The sequence below is a fragment of the Promicromonospora sp. NPDC050249 genome, assembly GCF_040656015.1.
Lineage (GTDB): Bacteria > Actinomycetota > Actinomycetes > Actinomycetales > Cellulomonadaceae > Promicromonospora.
In genome coordinates, this window is record NZ_JBFAKY010000019.1 from 105,512 (window position 1) to 121,724 (window position 16,213).

Consider the following 16,213-nt stretch of genomic DNA (forward strand, 5'->3'; position numbering starts at 1 on the left):
GGTATATATCCGGCAAGGTTTGGCCGGAACCAGGAACCTGTACCCGACCCAGACGGGGACTCGATGAGCTCGACCATGATCGACGGTATCGCCGGCATCGGCGACACCGTCAGCGGTGATCCCGCCCACCGGCCCTTGAAGCTCGACGACCCGGCCACCGTCATGTCCATCACGGAGGTGACCGCGTCGCCCGACGCGGCAGCCGCGCACGCCCGGCTTCGCGAGGAGTGGGGGGACGTCGCCCCCGTCGGGCTGGAGCCTGGTACCCGCGCGTGGCTCGTGACGGAGTACCGGACGATCGTCGCGATGGCCCGCGGCCAGTTCCCCCTCGCGACGACCACCGGGACCTGGAACGGCCACGAGCAGCTGGGACCCGACGCGAACTCGCTGCTGCTCCGCCCGCTGGCGCCGGTCAGCCGGCCGACGGTCGAGCAGGCCGACGGAAGCACGCACGGCCGGCTCCGTACCCCGCTCGACGAGGTCCTCGGCGTGATCGACGACGCGGAGGTCGCCCGGACCACCCGCGAAAGGTGCGACGAGCTGATCGACAGGTTCGCCGCGACCGGCGTCGCCGACCTGGTGCGCGAGTACGTCGCGCCGATGCCGCACCTGACGCTGGGCGCGCTCCTCGGGTTCGACGCCGCGACCGCGAAGCAGGTGTTCGAGATCGCGACGCGCCCGGCGTCGGAACGCTACGCCGCGGCGACCGTGCACGAGGTGAGCTTCCTGCTCAACGGGCAGACGGCGGCCCGCCGGCCGGACGGCACGCCCACCCCCGCCGGCAGGCTCGCCCGGCACGCAGCCTACGAGAGCACCGCAGAGGCGGCGCTCGGCATCGTGTCGCTCACCGCCACCGCTGCCCTCGGCCTGCAGGCCTGGCTGGCACAGACGCTCTACCTCTCCCTGACCGACGCGCAGTTCGCCAGGCGGCTCGCGGGCGGACGGCTCGGGACCGACGAGGCGCTGGACGAGGTGCTGTGGAGCGCGCCGCCCGTGAGCTCGCTGGCGCCCCGGATCGCCGTCGAGGACTTCCTGCTGGACGGCAAGCTCGTGCAGAGCGGCGACGCGATGCTGCTCGCGGTGGGCGCCGTCGGCTCGGACCCGAGCATCCGCGGTGAGGGTCCGTGGGACGGCTCCGGCAGCGGCGCCCACCTCGCCTTCGGGGTCGGCACCCACGCATGCCCTGCGCCACACCTCGCCCGCCTGATCGTCCGCACCGCGGCCGAGACGCTGCACCGCCGCCTCACACCCGCTCTCGCACTGCGCGCGGACGAGCTCCGGTGGGCACCCGACTTCCGTTTCCGTCTGCTGGAGGCGCTCCCGGTCGCCTTCCGCCCAGAGCAGGACTCCGCACTCGAAGGGACATCGTGAGCAGCAACACCCGAGCCTCCAAGGTTCTCAACACCGTCCTCGCCCCCGCCATCCGCGGGCGGGAGGACCCGGCGGGCGCCTGGGCGAAGGCTGCGACCGATGTCGAGAAGGACGCGGGCATCCAGGACCGTGAGCTCGCCGAAGGTCTCGGCAGGGTGTTCGGGAGCATCGCCGAGGAGCCGCGGCTGACGCCCGTCGGCTGGTTCTTCGCGCTCGGCACGATCAAGGAGCGCTACGCCAACCGGCTGCGCATCAAGAGCCTGATCGCCGAACGGCCGGAGATCGCCGCCGAGCAGATCGTCAACCCGGTGTTCGTGCTCGGGCTGCCGCGGACCGCGACCACCCTCGCCCACAAGGTGCTCGCGGCGTCGCCCGACCACCGCGGGCCGCTGGCCTGGGAGATGCAGCACACGACTCTTGCCGACCCGGCCGTCGCCAAGCGGGAGATCAAGAAGTTCAACCAGAGCGCGCAGATGCTCACGAAGGTCTTCGCGCCAGGGCTGAAGCACATTCATCCGCTCGACGCCGAGAACCCGGAGGAGTCGCTGCTGCTCATGCCGCACGGCACCTTCTGGCCGCTGTTCCACGGCAGCATGCCCTCGTACCGTGCCTGGTACGCGCAGCGCAGCGAGGCAGAGCTGGCCTCCGACTACGAGTGCCTCAAGCAGGGCCTGCAGGTGCTGCAGCACGGACGTCCGTCCAAGCGGTGGATCGTGAAGTACCCGGCGCACCTGAACGACATGACGGTGATCCGGAAGGTCTTCCCGGACGCCACGTTCGTGTGGACGCACCGCGACCCGGGCACCGTCGTCGGCTCGGCGTGCAGCCTCGTGGAGACGCTGTGGGCGCCGTACCAGAAGGACCCGGACCCGCTCGAGGTCGGGCAGCTGATCATGGACTCCATGGTCAGCTGGGTGAACAACGCGCTGGAGGCGCGGCTCAGCCTGCCGCCGTCGTCCATCGTGGACGTGCCGTACCACGCGCTGAGCGCCGACCCGCACACGGAGGTGCCCCGGGTGTACGCGGCGATCGGGGCCACCTGGACGGCGAGCGACCAGGCGCAGCTCGACCAGGTGCTCGCCCGTCCGGCGGGGTCGAAGCCGCACCAGTACGACATGCGGCGCTACGGGCTGGAGCCGGACCAGGTGGACGCGGCGTTCGCGCCCTACCTGCGCCTGCTGAACACCTTCGACGTGCTGGACGCCGAGCCCAGGGTGGAGATGTAGAGCAGGCCGGGTCAGTCCCTGTCGGCTCGCCCGACGGCGATCGGCGAGGCCTCCCGCAGCAGCCGCACGTAAGAGTGCTGCGGGTCGTCGAAGACGGTCGCCGCCGGGCCGGACCCGACGATCCGGCCCTCCTGCATGACGGCGATGTCGTCGCTCATGTGCAGCGCGACCCCGAGGTCGTGCGTGATGAGGAGGTAGGCGAGGTTCCGCTCGCGCTGGAGCCGGTCGAGCAGGTCGAGCACCTGCGCCTGGACCGAGACGTCGAGCGCGGAGACCGGCTCGTCGAGGATCAGCACCCGGGGGTCGGCCGCGAGCGCCCGCGCGACGGCGACACGCTGCCGCTGGCCTCCCGAGAGGTGCAGCGGACGGCGGGTGGCCACCGCCGCATCGAGGCCCACCGTGTCGAGCAGCTCGGCGATCTCCGCGCGGAGGGGTCCCTGCCGGGTCGTGCGGCCGCGGGTGAGGGCGTCGGCGAGGACCGTACCGACGGTCCAGCGCGGGTCGAACGAGCTGAGGGCGTCCTGGAACACGGCGCCGACGAGCGGTCGGCGCGAGCGCCGTCGGGCCTCCGGGAGGGGGACCCAGGGCTCGCCGAGCAGGGTGACCTCGCCGGCGTCGGGCCGCTCCAGCCCGAGGAGGAGCCGGGCGCTGGTGGACTTGCCCGAACCGGACTCCCCGACCAGCCCGAAGGTCCGCCCCGCGCGCAGGGAGAACGACACGTCGCGGGCGGCGACGATCTCGCGCCCGCCGACGTGGAACGTCCGCGCGAGCCCCCGTGCTTCGAGAAGGATGTCGCCGAACGTAGGCCTCGTCGCCTGATCAGCCGCCGTGCCGCGACTGCTCGTACGTTCGGCGCCGACGGCGGAGCCGGCCGCGGCCGACAGCGGCGTGCCACGGGGGACGCCCGCCGGGACGGCGGCCACCAGCTTGCGGGTGTACGGGTGCCGGGGCCGCTCGAAGACCTCCGCCGGGGTGCCCTCCTCGACCACGGCGCCGTCGGTCATCACCAGCACCCGGTCGGCGATGCCCAGCACCACCGACAGGTCGTGGCTGATGAGCAGCACACCGGTGCCGTCGTCGCGCAGCTTCCCCAGCAGCTGGAGAACACCGGCCTGGACCGGCTGGTCCAGCGCGGTGGTCGGCTCGTCGGCGATGACCAGCCGCGGCTCGCCCGCGATCCCTGCGGCGATCAGGGCGCGCTGCCGCTGGCCGCCGGAGAGCTGGCCGGGGCGCTGGCGGGCCCGCAGCTCGGCGTCGGGCAGGCCGACGCGGTCGAGGAGCTCGATGGTGCGCGCGCGGCGCGCGGCGGCGTCGAGCCCGGTGTGCAGGGCGAGCGTGTCGCCGATCTCGCGGCCGACGGGCCGCAGCGGGTCGAGGGAGACGAGCGCGTCCTGCGCGATCAGGCCGACCGTGCCGCCCCGCAGGCTGCGTAGGCGCCTGCCGGACAGCGAGAGCACGTCCTGCCCGGCGACGGTGAGCTCCCCGGCGGTGACCCGTGCGCCCTCCCCCGCGAGGCCGACGATGCTGCGCGCGGTGACGCTCTTGCCCGAGCCCGACTCGCCGACGATCGCGACGCACTCGCCGGCCGCCACCCGGAAGCTGACGCCGTCGACGACGCGCCGTCCGGAGAACTCCACGACGAGGTCCTTGATCGACAGCACCGGATCGCTCACGCCGCGCTCCTGTTCCGCTTCTGGATGCCGCGCCCGATGACGGTGGCCGCAGCGGCGCTCGCGACGATCGCGAGGCCGGGGAAGAACGTCATCCACCAGAAGTTCGCGATGTAGGTGCGGCCCGCGGCAAGCATCGCGCCCCACTCCGCGGCGGGCGGCACGGCCCCGAGCCCGAGGTAGCTCAGCGAGGACACCCAGATGACCGCCTGCCCGAGCCCGAGGGTCGCGAGCACGAACAGCGCGGCGGTCACGTTCGGCAGGATGTGCCGGACGATGATCCAGAGCCGGCCGCGCCCCAGCACGCGCGCGGCCTCGACGAACTCGGCGGCCGCCGTCCGGCGCACCTGGGACCGGATGATCCGCGCGTAGCCGGGTGCGGTGGCCAGGCCGACGGCGATCGTCGAGCTCACCACGCCCGGCCCCGTCACCACGATGAACAGCAGCGCGAGCAGCAGGCCGGGGAACGCGAAGAGCACCTCGACGAGCCGCGTGGTGCCGAAGTCGAGCCAGCGCGGGCCGAGGCCGGCCGCGAAGCCGAGGACCGTCGCGAGCCCTATGCCGATCGCCGTCGCGAGGACACCGATCCGGAGCGATTCCGCGGCCCCGTGGATCACCCGGGTGTAGATGTCGCGGCCGGACTCGTCGGTCCCGAAGAGGTGCGCGAGCGAGGGCGGCTGGAAGGCGTCGGTGCGCGAGACGGCGAGGGGGTCGCCCGGGGCGAGCAGGTTCGGCCAGAGCGCCGCGACCAGCAGGAGGAGCAGGACCAGCCCGGCGAGGGCCTCGGCAGCCGTAGGGCGGAACGCGGTGACACGCTCGACGGCGGAGCGCGGACGGCTCATTCGGCCACCGCCCGTCCCCGCGGGTCGATCGCCCGGTCGGCGAGATCGGTCACGAGGGTCATCACCGTGTACGCGAGCGCCACGACGAGCACGATGCCGGTCACCAGCGTGACGTCCCGCAGCTGGACCGCCGACAGCAGGCTGCGGCCGAGGCCCTGCCGGGCGAACACCGACTCCACGACGACCGCGCCGCTGATCAGCGACCCGAAGGCCCAGCCGGACAGCCCGACGGCGGGGATCGCGGCGTGCCGCAGCGTGTGCCGCCAGAAGATCCGGACCTCGCTCTCGCCGCGGGCCCGTGCCGTCGTGACGAACGGCGACTCCATGGCGGTCAGCAGGGACTCGCGCATCACCTGCCCGAGGAACCCGGCCAGCGGGATCGCCATCGTCAGCGCGGGCAGCACGATGCCGAGCGGCCCCGGCACGCTGACCGGCGGCAGGATCCCGAGCGTGAGGCTGAAGAACAGGATCAGCACCGTCGCGAGCCAGAAGTGCGGCACGGCCGCCGCGACCAGCTCGAGCCCCGACCCGATGGCCCAGGCGACCCGCCCGCCCCGCACGCTCCAGGCGGCCAGCGCGCACGCGAGCACCCACGCGAGCACGAGCGAGCAGAGCGCGAGGGTGAGCGTGGCGCCGAACTGCTCCCCTATCGCCGTCGCCACCGGCTTGTGCAGGGAGTACGACCGGCCGAGGTCGCCGGCCGCGAGCCGGCCGAGGTAGGTCAGGTACTGCACGACGAGCGGCTGGTCGAGGCCGTACTCGCGGCGTACCTGCTCCAGCGCCTCCGGCCCGGCCTGCGAGCCAGGCCCGCCGAGGATCGCCTCGGCGGGGTCGCCCGGGACCAGCCGGAGCGCGAAGAACGTGATGGTCGCGGCGGCCCAGAGCACGAACACGACCCCACCGGCCCGCAGGAGGAGCCAGCGCCGGTTGCCCGGCACCGGCCTCCTGCGTGCCCCGGTGGTGGGGACGGGAAGCGTCAAGACGTCAGCCAGGCCTCGGTGAAGGTCGGCGTCGAGACCGTTGGCATCGCCCGCAGGCCCTGCACCGTCGTCGAGTAGAGGAAGTGGTTCTGCTGGTCGTACAGCGGCAGGATGTAGTAACCCTCGAGGATGATCCGCTGCGCCTGCTCGTACAGGCTCTTGCGGTCGTCGGGGTTGCTCGTCGCGGAGGCGCGGGTGAGCAGGTCGTCGAGCGCGGGGTCGTCCACCTGGGCGAGGTTCGCGAAGTAGCCGCTCGGCGCGGGCTCGATGCTCGCCGAGTGGTACAGGATCCGCAGCACGTCCGGGCCGACCTTCGTGTACGGGGCGCTGACCAGGTTGTAGTCGTTCTCGGCGAGCGCGCCGTACCAGCTGGACAGGTCGAGCGGGTGGAGCCTGACCTCGAAGCCCGCCGTCTTCGCGTCCGCCTGGATCTGCTCGAACAGGGACTGCTCGGCGGGGATCGACTGGTTGGTGCTCACCGGGAAGTCGAGGGTGAGGCGCTCGCCGTCCTTGACGCGGTAGCCGTCGGCGTCGCGCTCGGCCCAGCCCGCCTCGTCGAGCAGGGTGGCAGCCGCGTCGGTGTCGACGGTGAAGAGCTCGGGCTCGCTCAGGCCGAGCGGCTCGACGCCGGACAGCGGCGAGTACGAGCGCTCGGCGGTCCCGAAGAACAGGCTGTCGATGCCGTCGTCCACGTTCACCGAGCGGATGAACGCCTCGCGGACCCGCTCGTCGTCGAACGGCGCCTTGCCCGAGTTGAGCTCTATCCGGTTCGACGCGCCGGGGCGGGGTGCGTCCAGCTCCTTGATGGTCTCGCTGGTCTCGGCCGACCGGATGGTGTCCGGCTGCGCGTTGTCGATGACCTGCACCTCACCGGACTGGAGAGCGGCGTAGCGGCTCGCGGAGTCGGGGATGAACCGCCACACGATCGACTCGAGGTACGGCAGGCCGGTGCCCTCGGCGTCCGCCGGCGGAGAGCTGTAGGCGTCGTTCCGTACGAGGGTCACCGAGTCCTGGCGCTCCCACGCGTCGACGACGAACGGGCCGGTGCCGACCGGCGAGGCGCAGTTCTCCTCCTGGCTGCGCTCCAGGGCCTTGGGCGACTCCATGGCCACCCAGATCTGCGAGAGCGACTCCAGCAGCGCGCTGTCGGGCGTGGTCAGCTCCAGCCGGACGTGGTGGTCGTCCACGGCCACCACGTTCTCGATCTTCGCCAGGGCGAGGTAGCCGGTCGACGACGCCGTCGCCGGGTCCTGCACGTGCGCGATGTTGGCGGCCACCGCCTCGGCGTCGAACGGCGTGCCGTCGGTGAACTCGACGTCCTCCCGGAGCGTGAACTCCCAGCTCAGGCCGTCGTCACTCTCCTGCCACTCGGTGGCGAGCCACGGGATGACCTCGCCGCTCTCATCGAGGGAGACGAGCGACTCGAGGTACTGGGTGGCGATGAGCGCCTGCGGGTAGTTGCCGCCGACGTGCGGGTCGAGGCAGGAGGGCTCCGCGTCACCCGAGGCGTAGGTGAGGGTCCCGCCCGCGACGGGTTCGCCGGAAGCTTCCTCCGGCGTCCCTCCCCCGGGTGAGCAGGCGGCGAGCAGGAGAGCGACCGTGGCCGTGACGACGACGACGGCACGCGGGCGGGAGAACCGACGCAAGGGCATGGCTACGTGTGCATCCTGTCTGGAAGGTGTTCCGAACGACTACGTTCATGCTCCCAAACCGTGCGCCCGGCCGGGCGTATTCCGTCCAGCGGCCCCAGGTGAGGCGCACCACACCGGCCAGGTGGGTCATTCCCCTCGGCGGCCGCGAAGCTCAGCCGTTCGGTGCACCGTGACCATGACCGGCACGCAGACTCTCCGCTGTCAGCGTGAGGTGCTGGACGAGCAGGTCGACGGCGCGGTCGGCGTCGCGCGCGAGCACGGCGGCCTCCAGCGCGGCATGCTCGGCGACGCCGTCGCGGGGCTGGACGCTACGGAGCGGGACGCCACGGGGCATCGCAGACGTGGACCAGCGGCGGGCGAGCTCGCTGGCGACCCACGTCCGGTCGAACAGGTCGAGGAGGATGTCGTTCGCACAGCCCTCCAGGAGACACCGGTGGAACTGGCGGTGGGCCTCTGACCACTCGTCGGAGTAGAAGGGGCCGCCCTCCGTCCAGACCGGGGTGCGTCTCAAGCGGTGGTGGGCCGCGTGGACCCGCGCCTCCCAGTCGATGTCGCCCCGGGCCATCGACATCCGGAGCATGACCGGCTCCGTCGCGATCCGGGCCTCCGCGATCTTCTGCCACCGGTCGGCGTCCATCGACGGCACCGCGAACCCGCGATTGTGCAACCGCACCGCCAAGCCCTCGCCGACGAGCCGCAGCAGGGCCTCCCGGGCGACCGCGAGGCTCACACCCTCGGCGTCTGCCAGCTCCCGCGGCTTGAGCGCCGCACCGGGCCCGAAGTCTCCGTGCAGGATCCGCGTGCGGACCCCGGCGTACAGACGTTCCGACGGCGAGCGATGCGTCGGTTCGATTGCGCTCTCGGCTTCCATCGGGCTAGCGTAGCAAATAATCGATCATTCCTTAGTTGATCGATCTTCGATTGGAGCGCAGATGAGCAACGACCCCTTCGCCAGGCTCCCACTGGTGCCGACGTTCACGCTGACCAGCCAGACCGTGCACGACGAAGGCGAACTTCCCGCGGCGCAGCTGTCCGGTCTCTTCGGCATGCCCGGCGGCCAGGATCGGTCGCCCCACCTGACCTGGACGGGCGCGCCGGCCGCCACGAAGAGCTATGCGGTGACCGTCTACGACCCCGATGCCCCCACCGGCTCCGGCTTCTGGCACTGGGCGGTCGCCAACATCCCGGCCGCGGTCACGGAGCTGCCCGAGGGCGCGGGAGACGAGACGGGTTCAGGGCTCCCCGAGGGCGCGACCCAGCTGCCGAACGACGCCCGCGCGCCCCGCTACCTGGGGGCCGCACCGCCCGCCGGCCATGGCGCGCACCGGTACTTCATCACCGTGCACGCCCTCGACACCGAGGACCTCGGCGTTCCCGACGACGCCACCCCCGCGTTCCTCGGCTTCACCATGGCGTCCCACATCCTCGGCCGGGCCACCCTTGTGGCCACCGCCGAGACCCCGGCCGCCTGACTCCCCGCCCCTGCAGCACGTGGCCGTGCGGTGTGGGCCGGGTCTCCGCCTGGCCCACACCGCCGCGCCCGGCGGAGGGCGTGGACAACCGTCCGTCGGCTCCCGGGAACTCCCCGGCACGCCCCGACGTTCTCACCCCGCACCCAGGCGTTTTCCCTCCCTGCGACAGCGGCTCCCCGCATATACTCGCCGCGTTCGGACGCCCTATCACGAGGAGCACCGATGACCGAGCCGATGCCGCTTCAACCGCCTGCTCCCGCAGCCGAGCCCCTCGTGCTGAGCGCGCCCAACCCGGTCCAGGCCGTCGCCACCACGCAGGCCCCCAAGATGGCCCCGAAGGTGGACCCCGCCGTCGCGCCCGCGCTCGACCAGAAGGTGGCTACCTACCTGGACGGCCTGCTGAGCGCCGACACCAAGAGCCCAGAGTTCGCCAAGCGCGCCGACGACGTGCGCACCATGGGCGACCAGGACATCCGCCAGGCCGCTGACTCCAGCAACCGGCTGCTCGCCACGCCGGTCCGAGCCCTGAAGGAGGGCGGGCTCGCCGACGGCTCCAAGGTGGGCCAGACCCTGCTGGAGCTGCGCCGCACCGTCGAGGACCTCGACCCGTCCGAGGCCAGCGTGGGCCGCAAGATCCTCGGGATCATCCCGTTCGGCGACAAGCTGCAGGACTACTTCCGCCGCTACGAGTCCGCGCAGGGCCAGCTCAACGCCATCATCCAGGCCCTCTACAACGGGCAGGACGAGCTCCGCAAGGACAACGCGGCGCTCAACCTGGAGAAGCAGAACCTCTGGGACACGATGGCGCGGCTCAACCAGTACATCTACGTGGCCGAGCGCCTCGACGCGCAACTCTCCGCGAAGATTGCCGAGCTCCAGATCGCCGAGCCCGAGCGGGCCAAGGCGCTGTCCGAGGACGTCCTGTTCTACGTGCGCCAGAAACACCAGGACCTGCTCACCCAGCTCGCCGTCTCGATCCAGGGCTACCTCGCGATCGACATCATCATCAAGAACAACGTCGAACTCACCAAGGGCGTCGACCGGGCGACGACGACGACGGTCTCCGCGCTCCGCACCGCCGTCATCGTCGCGCAGGCGCTCGCCAACCAGAAGCTCGTGCTCGACCAGATCGGCGCGCTGAACACGACGACGTCGAACATGATCGCCTCGACCTCCAAGATGCTCGCCGACCAGTCGGCGACCATCCAGGAGCAGGCCGCGAGCTCGACCGTCGGCATCGAGCAGCTGCAGTCCGCGTTCGCGAACATCTACGCCACCATGGACTCGATCAGCGACTTCAAGGTCCGGGCGCTCGACTCGATGTCTCAGACCATCGGCGTGCTCCAGACCGAGACGACCAAGGCCTCCCAGTACGTGGAGCGGGCACGGCGCACCAACACCGACGGCGTGGCGAGCGGTTCTCTCGACCTCACCACCCCGTGACCGCAGGCTCGGAGGCAGGCATGAGCTGGTGGCGGCGACTCCTCGGCGGCGGGCGCGCCGCAGAAGAGGCGCGGCCCGTCCCCATCCCGGCCCCGCCCACGACCGAGCAGATCGTGACGTCCGTCGACGCCGTCCTGGCCCGCACGTCCGGCAAGGCGCCGGCGGCCGTCACCGCCCGTGTCCAGCGGGTCGCCGAGACCGTGCACGAGATGGCGCCGCGCCTGGACCGGCTCGGCGCAGGTTCCCAGCAGGCGCACACCGTCGTCGCCACCGCGACGAGCTACCTGCCCGAGGCGGTCGACGCCTACCTGCGCCTCCCCCGCGACTTCGCCGACCGGCGCGTCGTGGACCGTGGCAAGACGTCGCTCATGATCCTGTGCGACCAGCTGGACCTGCTGGGCGCCACGATCGACAAGATCTCCGACGCCGTCTCCCGCGCCGACGCCGTAGCCCTCGTGGCCCACGGCCGCTTCCTCGAGGAGAAGTTCGGCACGACGTCAGCCCTCACCCTCCCGAACGCCACCCCGGGCTCGCTGCCCGCCCCGGGATCAACAGGCCAGGGCCAGGCATCGGGCCCCGCTCCTCTGGAAGCACCATGACCACCCCGGCGCTCGCCACCGCCCTGGACGCCCTCGCCGCAACAGCCACCGCCGCCGGCCTGAGCGCCGCCGCCGCGCGCACCGAGGCCGAACGTCTGGCGGCAGCGGTAGCCGAGTCCTCCCCGGGCGCCCCCGCAGACTGGCTCAAGGCAACGTCCAGCCGGACGACGGCGTCGGGCAGCCTCCAACCCTTCTTCGACGCCGCGGTCAGCGCCCGCCGCTGGCGCAGCGCCCCGACCGACCTCCTCACCGAGCTCATCACCAGAAACTCCCCCCACGCGCAGCAGTACGCAGAAGCCCTGGCCACGGTCGTAGACGCCGCAGCAACCCTGGGCGACCCCAGCATCAGCGCCATAGCCGCAGCCGAGGGCACCAAGGCAGTCCACCGCAGCGCCGCCGCAGGCCGGGACAGGGCAGCGTCGCCCCCGACGGCACGCCCCCTGCCAACCACCCACCACCTGGACACAGGTCCCCCCACCCCAGGTGACCTGGCTACGAAGGCCGCGGGGTCCGAGATACCGCGCCGGCCCGAGCCAGAGCCGGAGCGAACCCTCGAAGAGCTGCTCCAAGAGCTCGACGACCTCACCGGCCTGGCACGAGTCAAGGACGAGATCCGCCGCCAGACCGAGCTCCTCCGCATAGAACGCCTCCGCGGCGAAGCAGGCCTGAACGCGCCGACGCTCACCCGCCACCTGGTCTTCGTCGGCAACCCCGGCACCGGCAAGACCACGGTGGGCCGCCTCGTCGCCGGGATCTACCGCGCGCTGGGCCTGCTCGACAAGGGCCACCTGGTCGAGGTCGACCGCTCCGAGCTGGTCGCCGGCTACCTGGGCCAGACCGCCGAGAAGACGACGGCGGTGGTCCAGCGCGCCCTCGGCGGCGTCCTGTTCATCGACGAGGCGTACGCCCTGGCTGAGGACCAGTACGGCCGCGAGGCCGTCGACACCCTGGTCAAGGACATGGAGGACCACCGCGACGACCTCGTGGTGATCGTGGCGGGCTACCCGGGCCCGATGGCGCGGTTCGTGGGCACCAACCCGGGTCTGGAGAGCCGGTTCGCGCGCACCATCACGTTCGAGGACTACTCCCCCGACGAGCTGCGCCGGATCTTCGAGAACATGACGAGGTCCGCCGACTTCGAGCCACGGCCGGAGACGCTGGAGCGTTTTGACCGCCTCGCGGCCGACCAGGCGCGCGGCGAGGGCTTCGGCAACGGGCGCTGGGCCCGCAATGTGCTTGACTCCGCGATCGCCCGGCACGCCTGGCGCCTGCGGGACGTTGAACGACCGACGCTGGACCAGCTCCGCACGCTGGTCCCGGAAGACCTGGAGGATGTCGTGGACATCGGCACAGACAGCGAGGCCACCGCGTGACCGCACCGCCGACCACGAACCCGTCGCTGACCGAGCCCGGCGAGGTCCCCGGGCCGCGCAACGACGTCCTGCTCCGTCGACGCAGCCGCTTCTCGGCGGCGCTCACGACCACCCCGGGCCAGCTCGCGCTGGCCACGACCGTGGCCGTCGTCGCCTGCCTGCTCCTCGGCGTCACCGGGTTCCTCGCGGGAAACGGCCAGTCGGCGGCGCTGCACGACGCGCAGCGTGACGCGGCCCAGCTCGTGGGCACGCAGGAGCTGCGCAACGACCTGGTCTCGGCCGACGCGACGGCGACCAACGCGTTCCTCGTGGGCGGGCTGGAGCCCACGGAGGCGCGCGAGCGCTACGAGGCGAGCCTGTCCGAGGCGGCACAGGCCGTCCCGTCCCTTGCGGCCACCGCGCGGGGCGCCGGGGAGGCGGCGGACCTCGCCGCCGTGTCCGACTCGGTGCAGCGGTACGCGGGCCTGGTCGAGTCCGCGCGCGCGAACAACCGGCAGGGCTTCCCGGTCGGTGCGGCATACCTGGACCAGGCGTCGGCGGCCTTGCGCGACGAGGTCCTGCCCACCATCGACGAGGTGGCGATCTCGACGTCGGAGCGGGTGGACGCCGACATGGGCTCCATCACCCTCGCCCAGGCGCTGCTCCTGTTCGTGCTGCTGGCGCTCGTGGCGCTGGGCGCCGTCCAGCTCTGGCTCGCCCGCCGCACGCACCGGGTCCTGAACACCGGGCTGGCGGCCGCGAGCGTCGCGCTCCTGGTCGGCGGCGTCGTGACGGTGGCGGCCGTGCTGGGTGGCAACGGCGTGGCCCGGTCGGTCGCCAGCGGCCCGTACGCGGCGACCGTGGCGACGTCGGAGGCGCTGTCGCTGGCCACCGACGCCAAGTCGATGGAGTCCTTCACGCTGATCAAGCGTGGCTCAGGCGCGGACTTCGAGGAGTCCTACCAGACGTCGGTCACCGACGCGAAGGCCCTCCTGGCCGAGGCCGCCGAGGCGACAGGCAACGGCTCCGGCCCCCTGTCCCTCCTGGACGAGTGGGACGCCAAGCACGCCGAGATCCGCGAGCTGGACGACGGCGGCCGCTGGGACGACGCGGTCGAGGCGGCGACGGCCACCGGGGACGGCTCGGCGGGTGCGGCCTTCGCCGCGTTCTCCGACCGGGCCCACGAGGACGTCGAGGCCACCAGCAAGCAGGCCGTCGACCGGCTCGGCTCCGCGGCGACCACCGCGCAGGCAGCCGCCTGGATCGCCCTCGTGCTCGGTGTGGCAGGGGCAGTGGCCGCTGCCGCCGGGATGAACGTCCGCCTGAAGGAGTACCGATGAGCACCGTTCGCAGACCACTGGTCGCCGTCCTCGTCGCGCTCGCCGTCATCGGCTCCACGGCGGCGTGCGCGCCCGAACCGACGACGCACCTGCTCACCGGCGCGGCCGGCGCTGGTTCCGTGGCGCAGGACTCCACGCAGGAGTCAGCCCCTGAGGCCGCCGCCGGTGGAGCGACGTCGGGCGTCGCGGCCGCCGCAGAGGACTGCGCCGACGGGCGGCCCGCCGTCGCGTCGCTGGACCCTGAGGGCAACCCCGAGGTGACGTCCGGCTCCACCATGGCAGCCATCCGGGAGCACGGCGCCCTCAGGGTGGGGGTCTCTGCCGACACCCTGCTCATGGGTTCGCGCGACCCGTTCACCGGCGACATCGAGGGCTTCGACATCGACGTCGCCCGGCAGATCGCCGACGCGATCCTGGGGGACCCGGACAAGATCGAGTTCCGCGTGATCACGTCGGGCGACCGCGAGACCGTGCTGGCCGAGCACCAGGTCGACATCGTGACGCGCGCCTTCACCATCAACTGCGACCGCTGGGAGAACATCGCGTTCTCGGCGGAGTACTACCACGCGGGCCAGAAGCTCCTGGTGCCATCGACCTCGAAGGTCGCGGGCGTCGACGACCTCGAGGGGCAGCGGGTCTGCGCACCCGAGGGCACCACCACCCTGGAGCGGCTCGGGGGGTGGGAGGGCGTCGAGGCGGTGCCCGCCGCCACCCACACCACGTGCCTCGTCCTGTTCCAGCAGGGCGAGGTGGACGCCATCACCGGCGACGACACCGTCCTGGCCGGCTTCGCCGCGCAGGACCCGTACGCGAAGGTCGTCGGCGACGCCGTCAGCGACGAGCCCTACGGCGTCGGCATCCCCGCCGACCAGCCGGACATGGTGCGGTTCGTCAACGGCGTGCTGGAGGACATGATCGCCGGCGGGCAGTGGGAGGAGTCCTACGACCGCTGGCTGGGCGATGCGCTCGGGCCCGCGCCCGCCGCGCCGAGCCCGGTGTACGGACGGACGCCGTGAGCAGGACCCAGCGTGCGCCGGCGCCACCCGGTGCCCTGGGGATCGCCGCGGAACCCACCGACCTCCTGACCTACCTGTCGGACCTGCAGGCCTGGCTCGACGCACGGCGCGCCGACCTGGACCGGCTCGACTCCGCGGCGCGCCAGTCGGGCGCGGAGGGTGTCACCGCCGACGTCGTGCTGGCGCTGACCCTGTGGCAGGCGGTGCGCACGCGCACCGACGAGCTGGTCACGGTATGGGACTCCGGCCGCGCGGACGCCGTCGCGCGCGAGCGCATGTCCCAGCTGATCTGGGGCCGCCTGGGCGGCGACCCCGCGACCTCGCTGCTCTCCCTGGTCGACGCCGCGCGCCTGTGCGACGCGCAGGCCGACCAGCTCGCGGCCCGGCTCTCCTTCGACCCGCACGCCGCCGACGTGACCGCCCGCCTGCGCTCCCTGGCCGCCGGCCTCGTCCGGGCCGAGGACGCCGCGCTCGCCTCCGCGGACACCGAGGACGACGCGGTGGTCGCCCGCCTGCGCGACCGGCACGCCCGCCTCAGGTCCGACGCCGCCCGCGGCGCCGACATCACGGGGCCGCTCGCGGCACTCGAGGACGACACGGCGCGCGTCGAGCGCGACCTCATCGTGGCAACGGCCCGGCGCCGGTCGCTCGCCAAGGACCGGGACCGCGCCGTCGCGCTGCGCACCACCCTGGCCGACCGGGCGCCCGTGCTCAGCCAGGTCGCGGAACGCTGCCGCCGGGAGATCACCGACCCGCCGCGGCTCGCGATCCCGGACGTGGCCCGGCTCGGCGAGGTCCCGACCGAACCCGACCACCTCAAGACGTACGTCCAGCGGCTGGGCGCCGTCGAACGGGCGATGGCGAGGGTGGAGGACGCCTACACCGCGCCCCTGCGCGAGCGTGCCGAGCTGCGCTACCGCGTCAAGCAGCTGATGACAAAAGCCCAGGGCAACGGGCGGGCGGCGTCGTCCACCGTGAAGGCGGGCGAGGACGAGGCACGCGAAGCCCTCGACGCCACGCCCTGCGACCTGGCCCTGGCACGGCACTTCACCGAGCAGCTCGAGACGCTAGTGCGTGATCTCCCGGAGGGACACCGATGACGACACAGGCCTGCGCCGAGCCCGGCTGCACCGGCACCATCGAGGACGGCTACTGCGACGTGTGCGGCACGCCCGCCGGGGGCAACCCCGCAGGCGACGCGCTCGCCGAGGTCGCGGCGTCGTGGACCAGCGAGGACCCGGACGCCTCTA

Annotated in this window: 14 protein-coding genes; 9 read left to right on the forward strand and 5 right to left on the reverse strand. The window is 72.6% G+C overall.

Features of this window, described 5'->3' with window-relative positions:
* The first annotated feature begins 63 nt into the window (after nucleotides 1–63).
* Complete coding sequence (locus AB0I32_RS16880) at nucleotides 64–1,371, forward strand: hypothetical protein (RefSeq protein ID WP_357507971.1); 1,308 nt, start codon at nucleotides 64–66, stop codon at nucleotides 1,369–1,371.
* Complete coding sequence (locus tag AB0I32_RS16885; protein WP_357507973.1) at nucleotides 1,368–2,597, forward strand: sulfotransferase; 1,230 nt, start codon at nucleotides 1,368–1,370, stop codon at nucleotides 2,595–2,597. The genes AB0I32_RS16880 and AB0I32_RS16885 overlap by 4 nt, the downstream gene beginning before the upstream one ends.
* 11 nt (nucleotides 2,598–2,608) lie before the next feature.
* Here the strand turns inward: AB0I32_RS16885 and AB0I32_RS16890 are convergent, their stop codons facing one another.
* The 5 genes from AB0I32_RS16890 to AB0I32_RS16910 form a co-directional block, all read right to left on the reverse strand.
* Nucleotides 2,609–4,270 (reverse strand): ABC transporter ATP-binding protein, encoded by a 1,662-nt coding sequence (locus tag AB0I32_RS16890; protein ID WP_357507975.1) that lies wholly within the window; start codon nucleotides 4,268–4,270, stop codon nucleotides 2,609–2,611.
* Complete coding sequence (locus AB0I32_RS16895) at nucleotides 4,267–5,109, reverse strand: ABC transporter permease (protein WP_357507977.1); 843 nt, start codon at nucleotides 5,107–5,109, stop codon at nucleotides 4,267–4,269. Before AB0I32_RS16895 ends, AB0I32_RS16890 begins: the two co-directional genes overlap by 4 nt.
* Nucleotides 5,106–6,047, reverse strand: coding sequence for an ABC transporter permease (locus AB0I32_RS16900; protein WP_357508000.1), 942 nt, complete (start codon nucleotides 6,045–6,047; stop codon nucleotides 5,106–5,108). Before AB0I32_RS16900 ends, AB0I32_RS16895 begins: the two co-directional genes overlap by 4 nt.
* Before the next feature lie 38 nt (nucleotides 6,048–6,085).
* Nucleotides 6,086–7,741 carry an ABC transporter substrate-binding protein gene (locus tag AB0I32_RS16905; protein WP_357507979.1) on the reverse strand — a complete coding sequence of 552 codons (1,656 nt, stop codon included), beginning with the start codon at nucleotides 7,739–7,741 and terminating at the stop codon, nucleotides 6,086–6,088.
* A gap of 151 nt (nucleotides 7,742–7,892) precedes the next feature.
* Nucleotides 7,893–8,612: a GntR family transcriptional regulator gene (locus tag AB0I32_RS16910; protein ID WP_357507981.1), complete on the reverse strand. Its 720-nt coding sequence runs from the start codon at nucleotides 8,610–8,612 to the stop codon at nucleotides 7,893–7,895.
* A gap of 61 nt (nucleotides 8,613–8,673) precedes the next feature.
* On the opposite strand from AB0I32_RS16910, the gene AB0I32_RS16915 reads away from it, so the two are divergent.
* From AB0I32_RS16915 to AB0I32_RS16945, 7 genes are all read left to right on the forward strand, one after another.
* Nucleotides 8,674–9,213 carry a YbhB/YbcL family Raf kinase inhibitor-like protein gene (locus tag AB0I32_RS16915; RefSeq protein ID WP_357507983.1) on the forward strand — a complete coding sequence of 180 codons (540 nt, stop codon included), beginning with the start codon at nucleotides 8,674–8,676 and terminating at the stop codon, nucleotides 9,211–9,213.
* A gap of 222 nt (nucleotides 9,214–9,435) precedes the next feature.
* On the forward strand, nucleotides 9,436–10,656 hold the full coding sequence (locus AB0I32_RS16920) for a toxic anion resistance protein (protein WP_357507985.1): 1,221 nt from the start codon (nucleotides 9,436–9,438) through the stop codon (nucleotides 10,654–10,656).
* Between the two features lie 20 nt (nucleotides 10,657–10,676).
* Entirely contained in the window at nucleotides 10,677–11,255 is a 579-nt protein-coding gene (locus AB0I32_RS16925; RefSeq protein WP_357507987.1) for a hypothetical protein, read from the forward strand.
* The gene (locus tag AB0I32_RS16930; protein WP_357507988.1) at nucleotides 11,252–12,628 is read left to right on the forward strand and encodes an AAA family ATPase; all 1,377 of its coding nucleotides are present in this window, start codon (nucleotides 11,252–11,254) and stop codon (nucleotides 12,626–12,628) included. The genes AB0I32_RS16925 and AB0I32_RS16930 overlap by 4 nt, the downstream gene beginning before the upstream one ends.
* Nucleotides 12,625–13,947 (forward strand): hypothetical protein, encoded by a 1,323-nt coding sequence (locus AB0I32_RS16935; RefSeq protein ID WP_357507990.1) that lies wholly within the window; start codon nucleotides 12,625–12,627, stop codon nucleotides 13,945–13,947. Before AB0I32_RS16930 ends, AB0I32_RS16935 begins: the two co-directional genes overlap by 4 nt.
* Nucleotides 13,944–14,963, forward strand: coding sequence for a glutamate ABC transporter substrate-binding protein (locus AB0I32_RS16940; RefSeq protein ID WP_357507992.1), 1,020 nt, complete (start codon nucleotides 13,944–13,946; stop codon nucleotides 14,961–14,963). Before AB0I32_RS16935 ends, AB0I32_RS16940 begins: the two co-directional genes overlap by 4 nt.
* Nucleotides 14,960–16,063 carry a hypothetical protein gene (locus AB0I32_RS16945; protein ID WP_357507994.1) on the forward strand — a complete coding sequence of 368 codons (1,104 nt, stop codon included), beginning with the start codon at nucleotides 14,960–14,962 and terminating at the stop codon, nucleotides 16,061–16,063. Before AB0I32_RS16940 ends, AB0I32_RS16945 begins: the two co-directional genes overlap by 4 nt.
* Nucleotides 16,064–16,213: the final 150 nt, after the last annotated feature.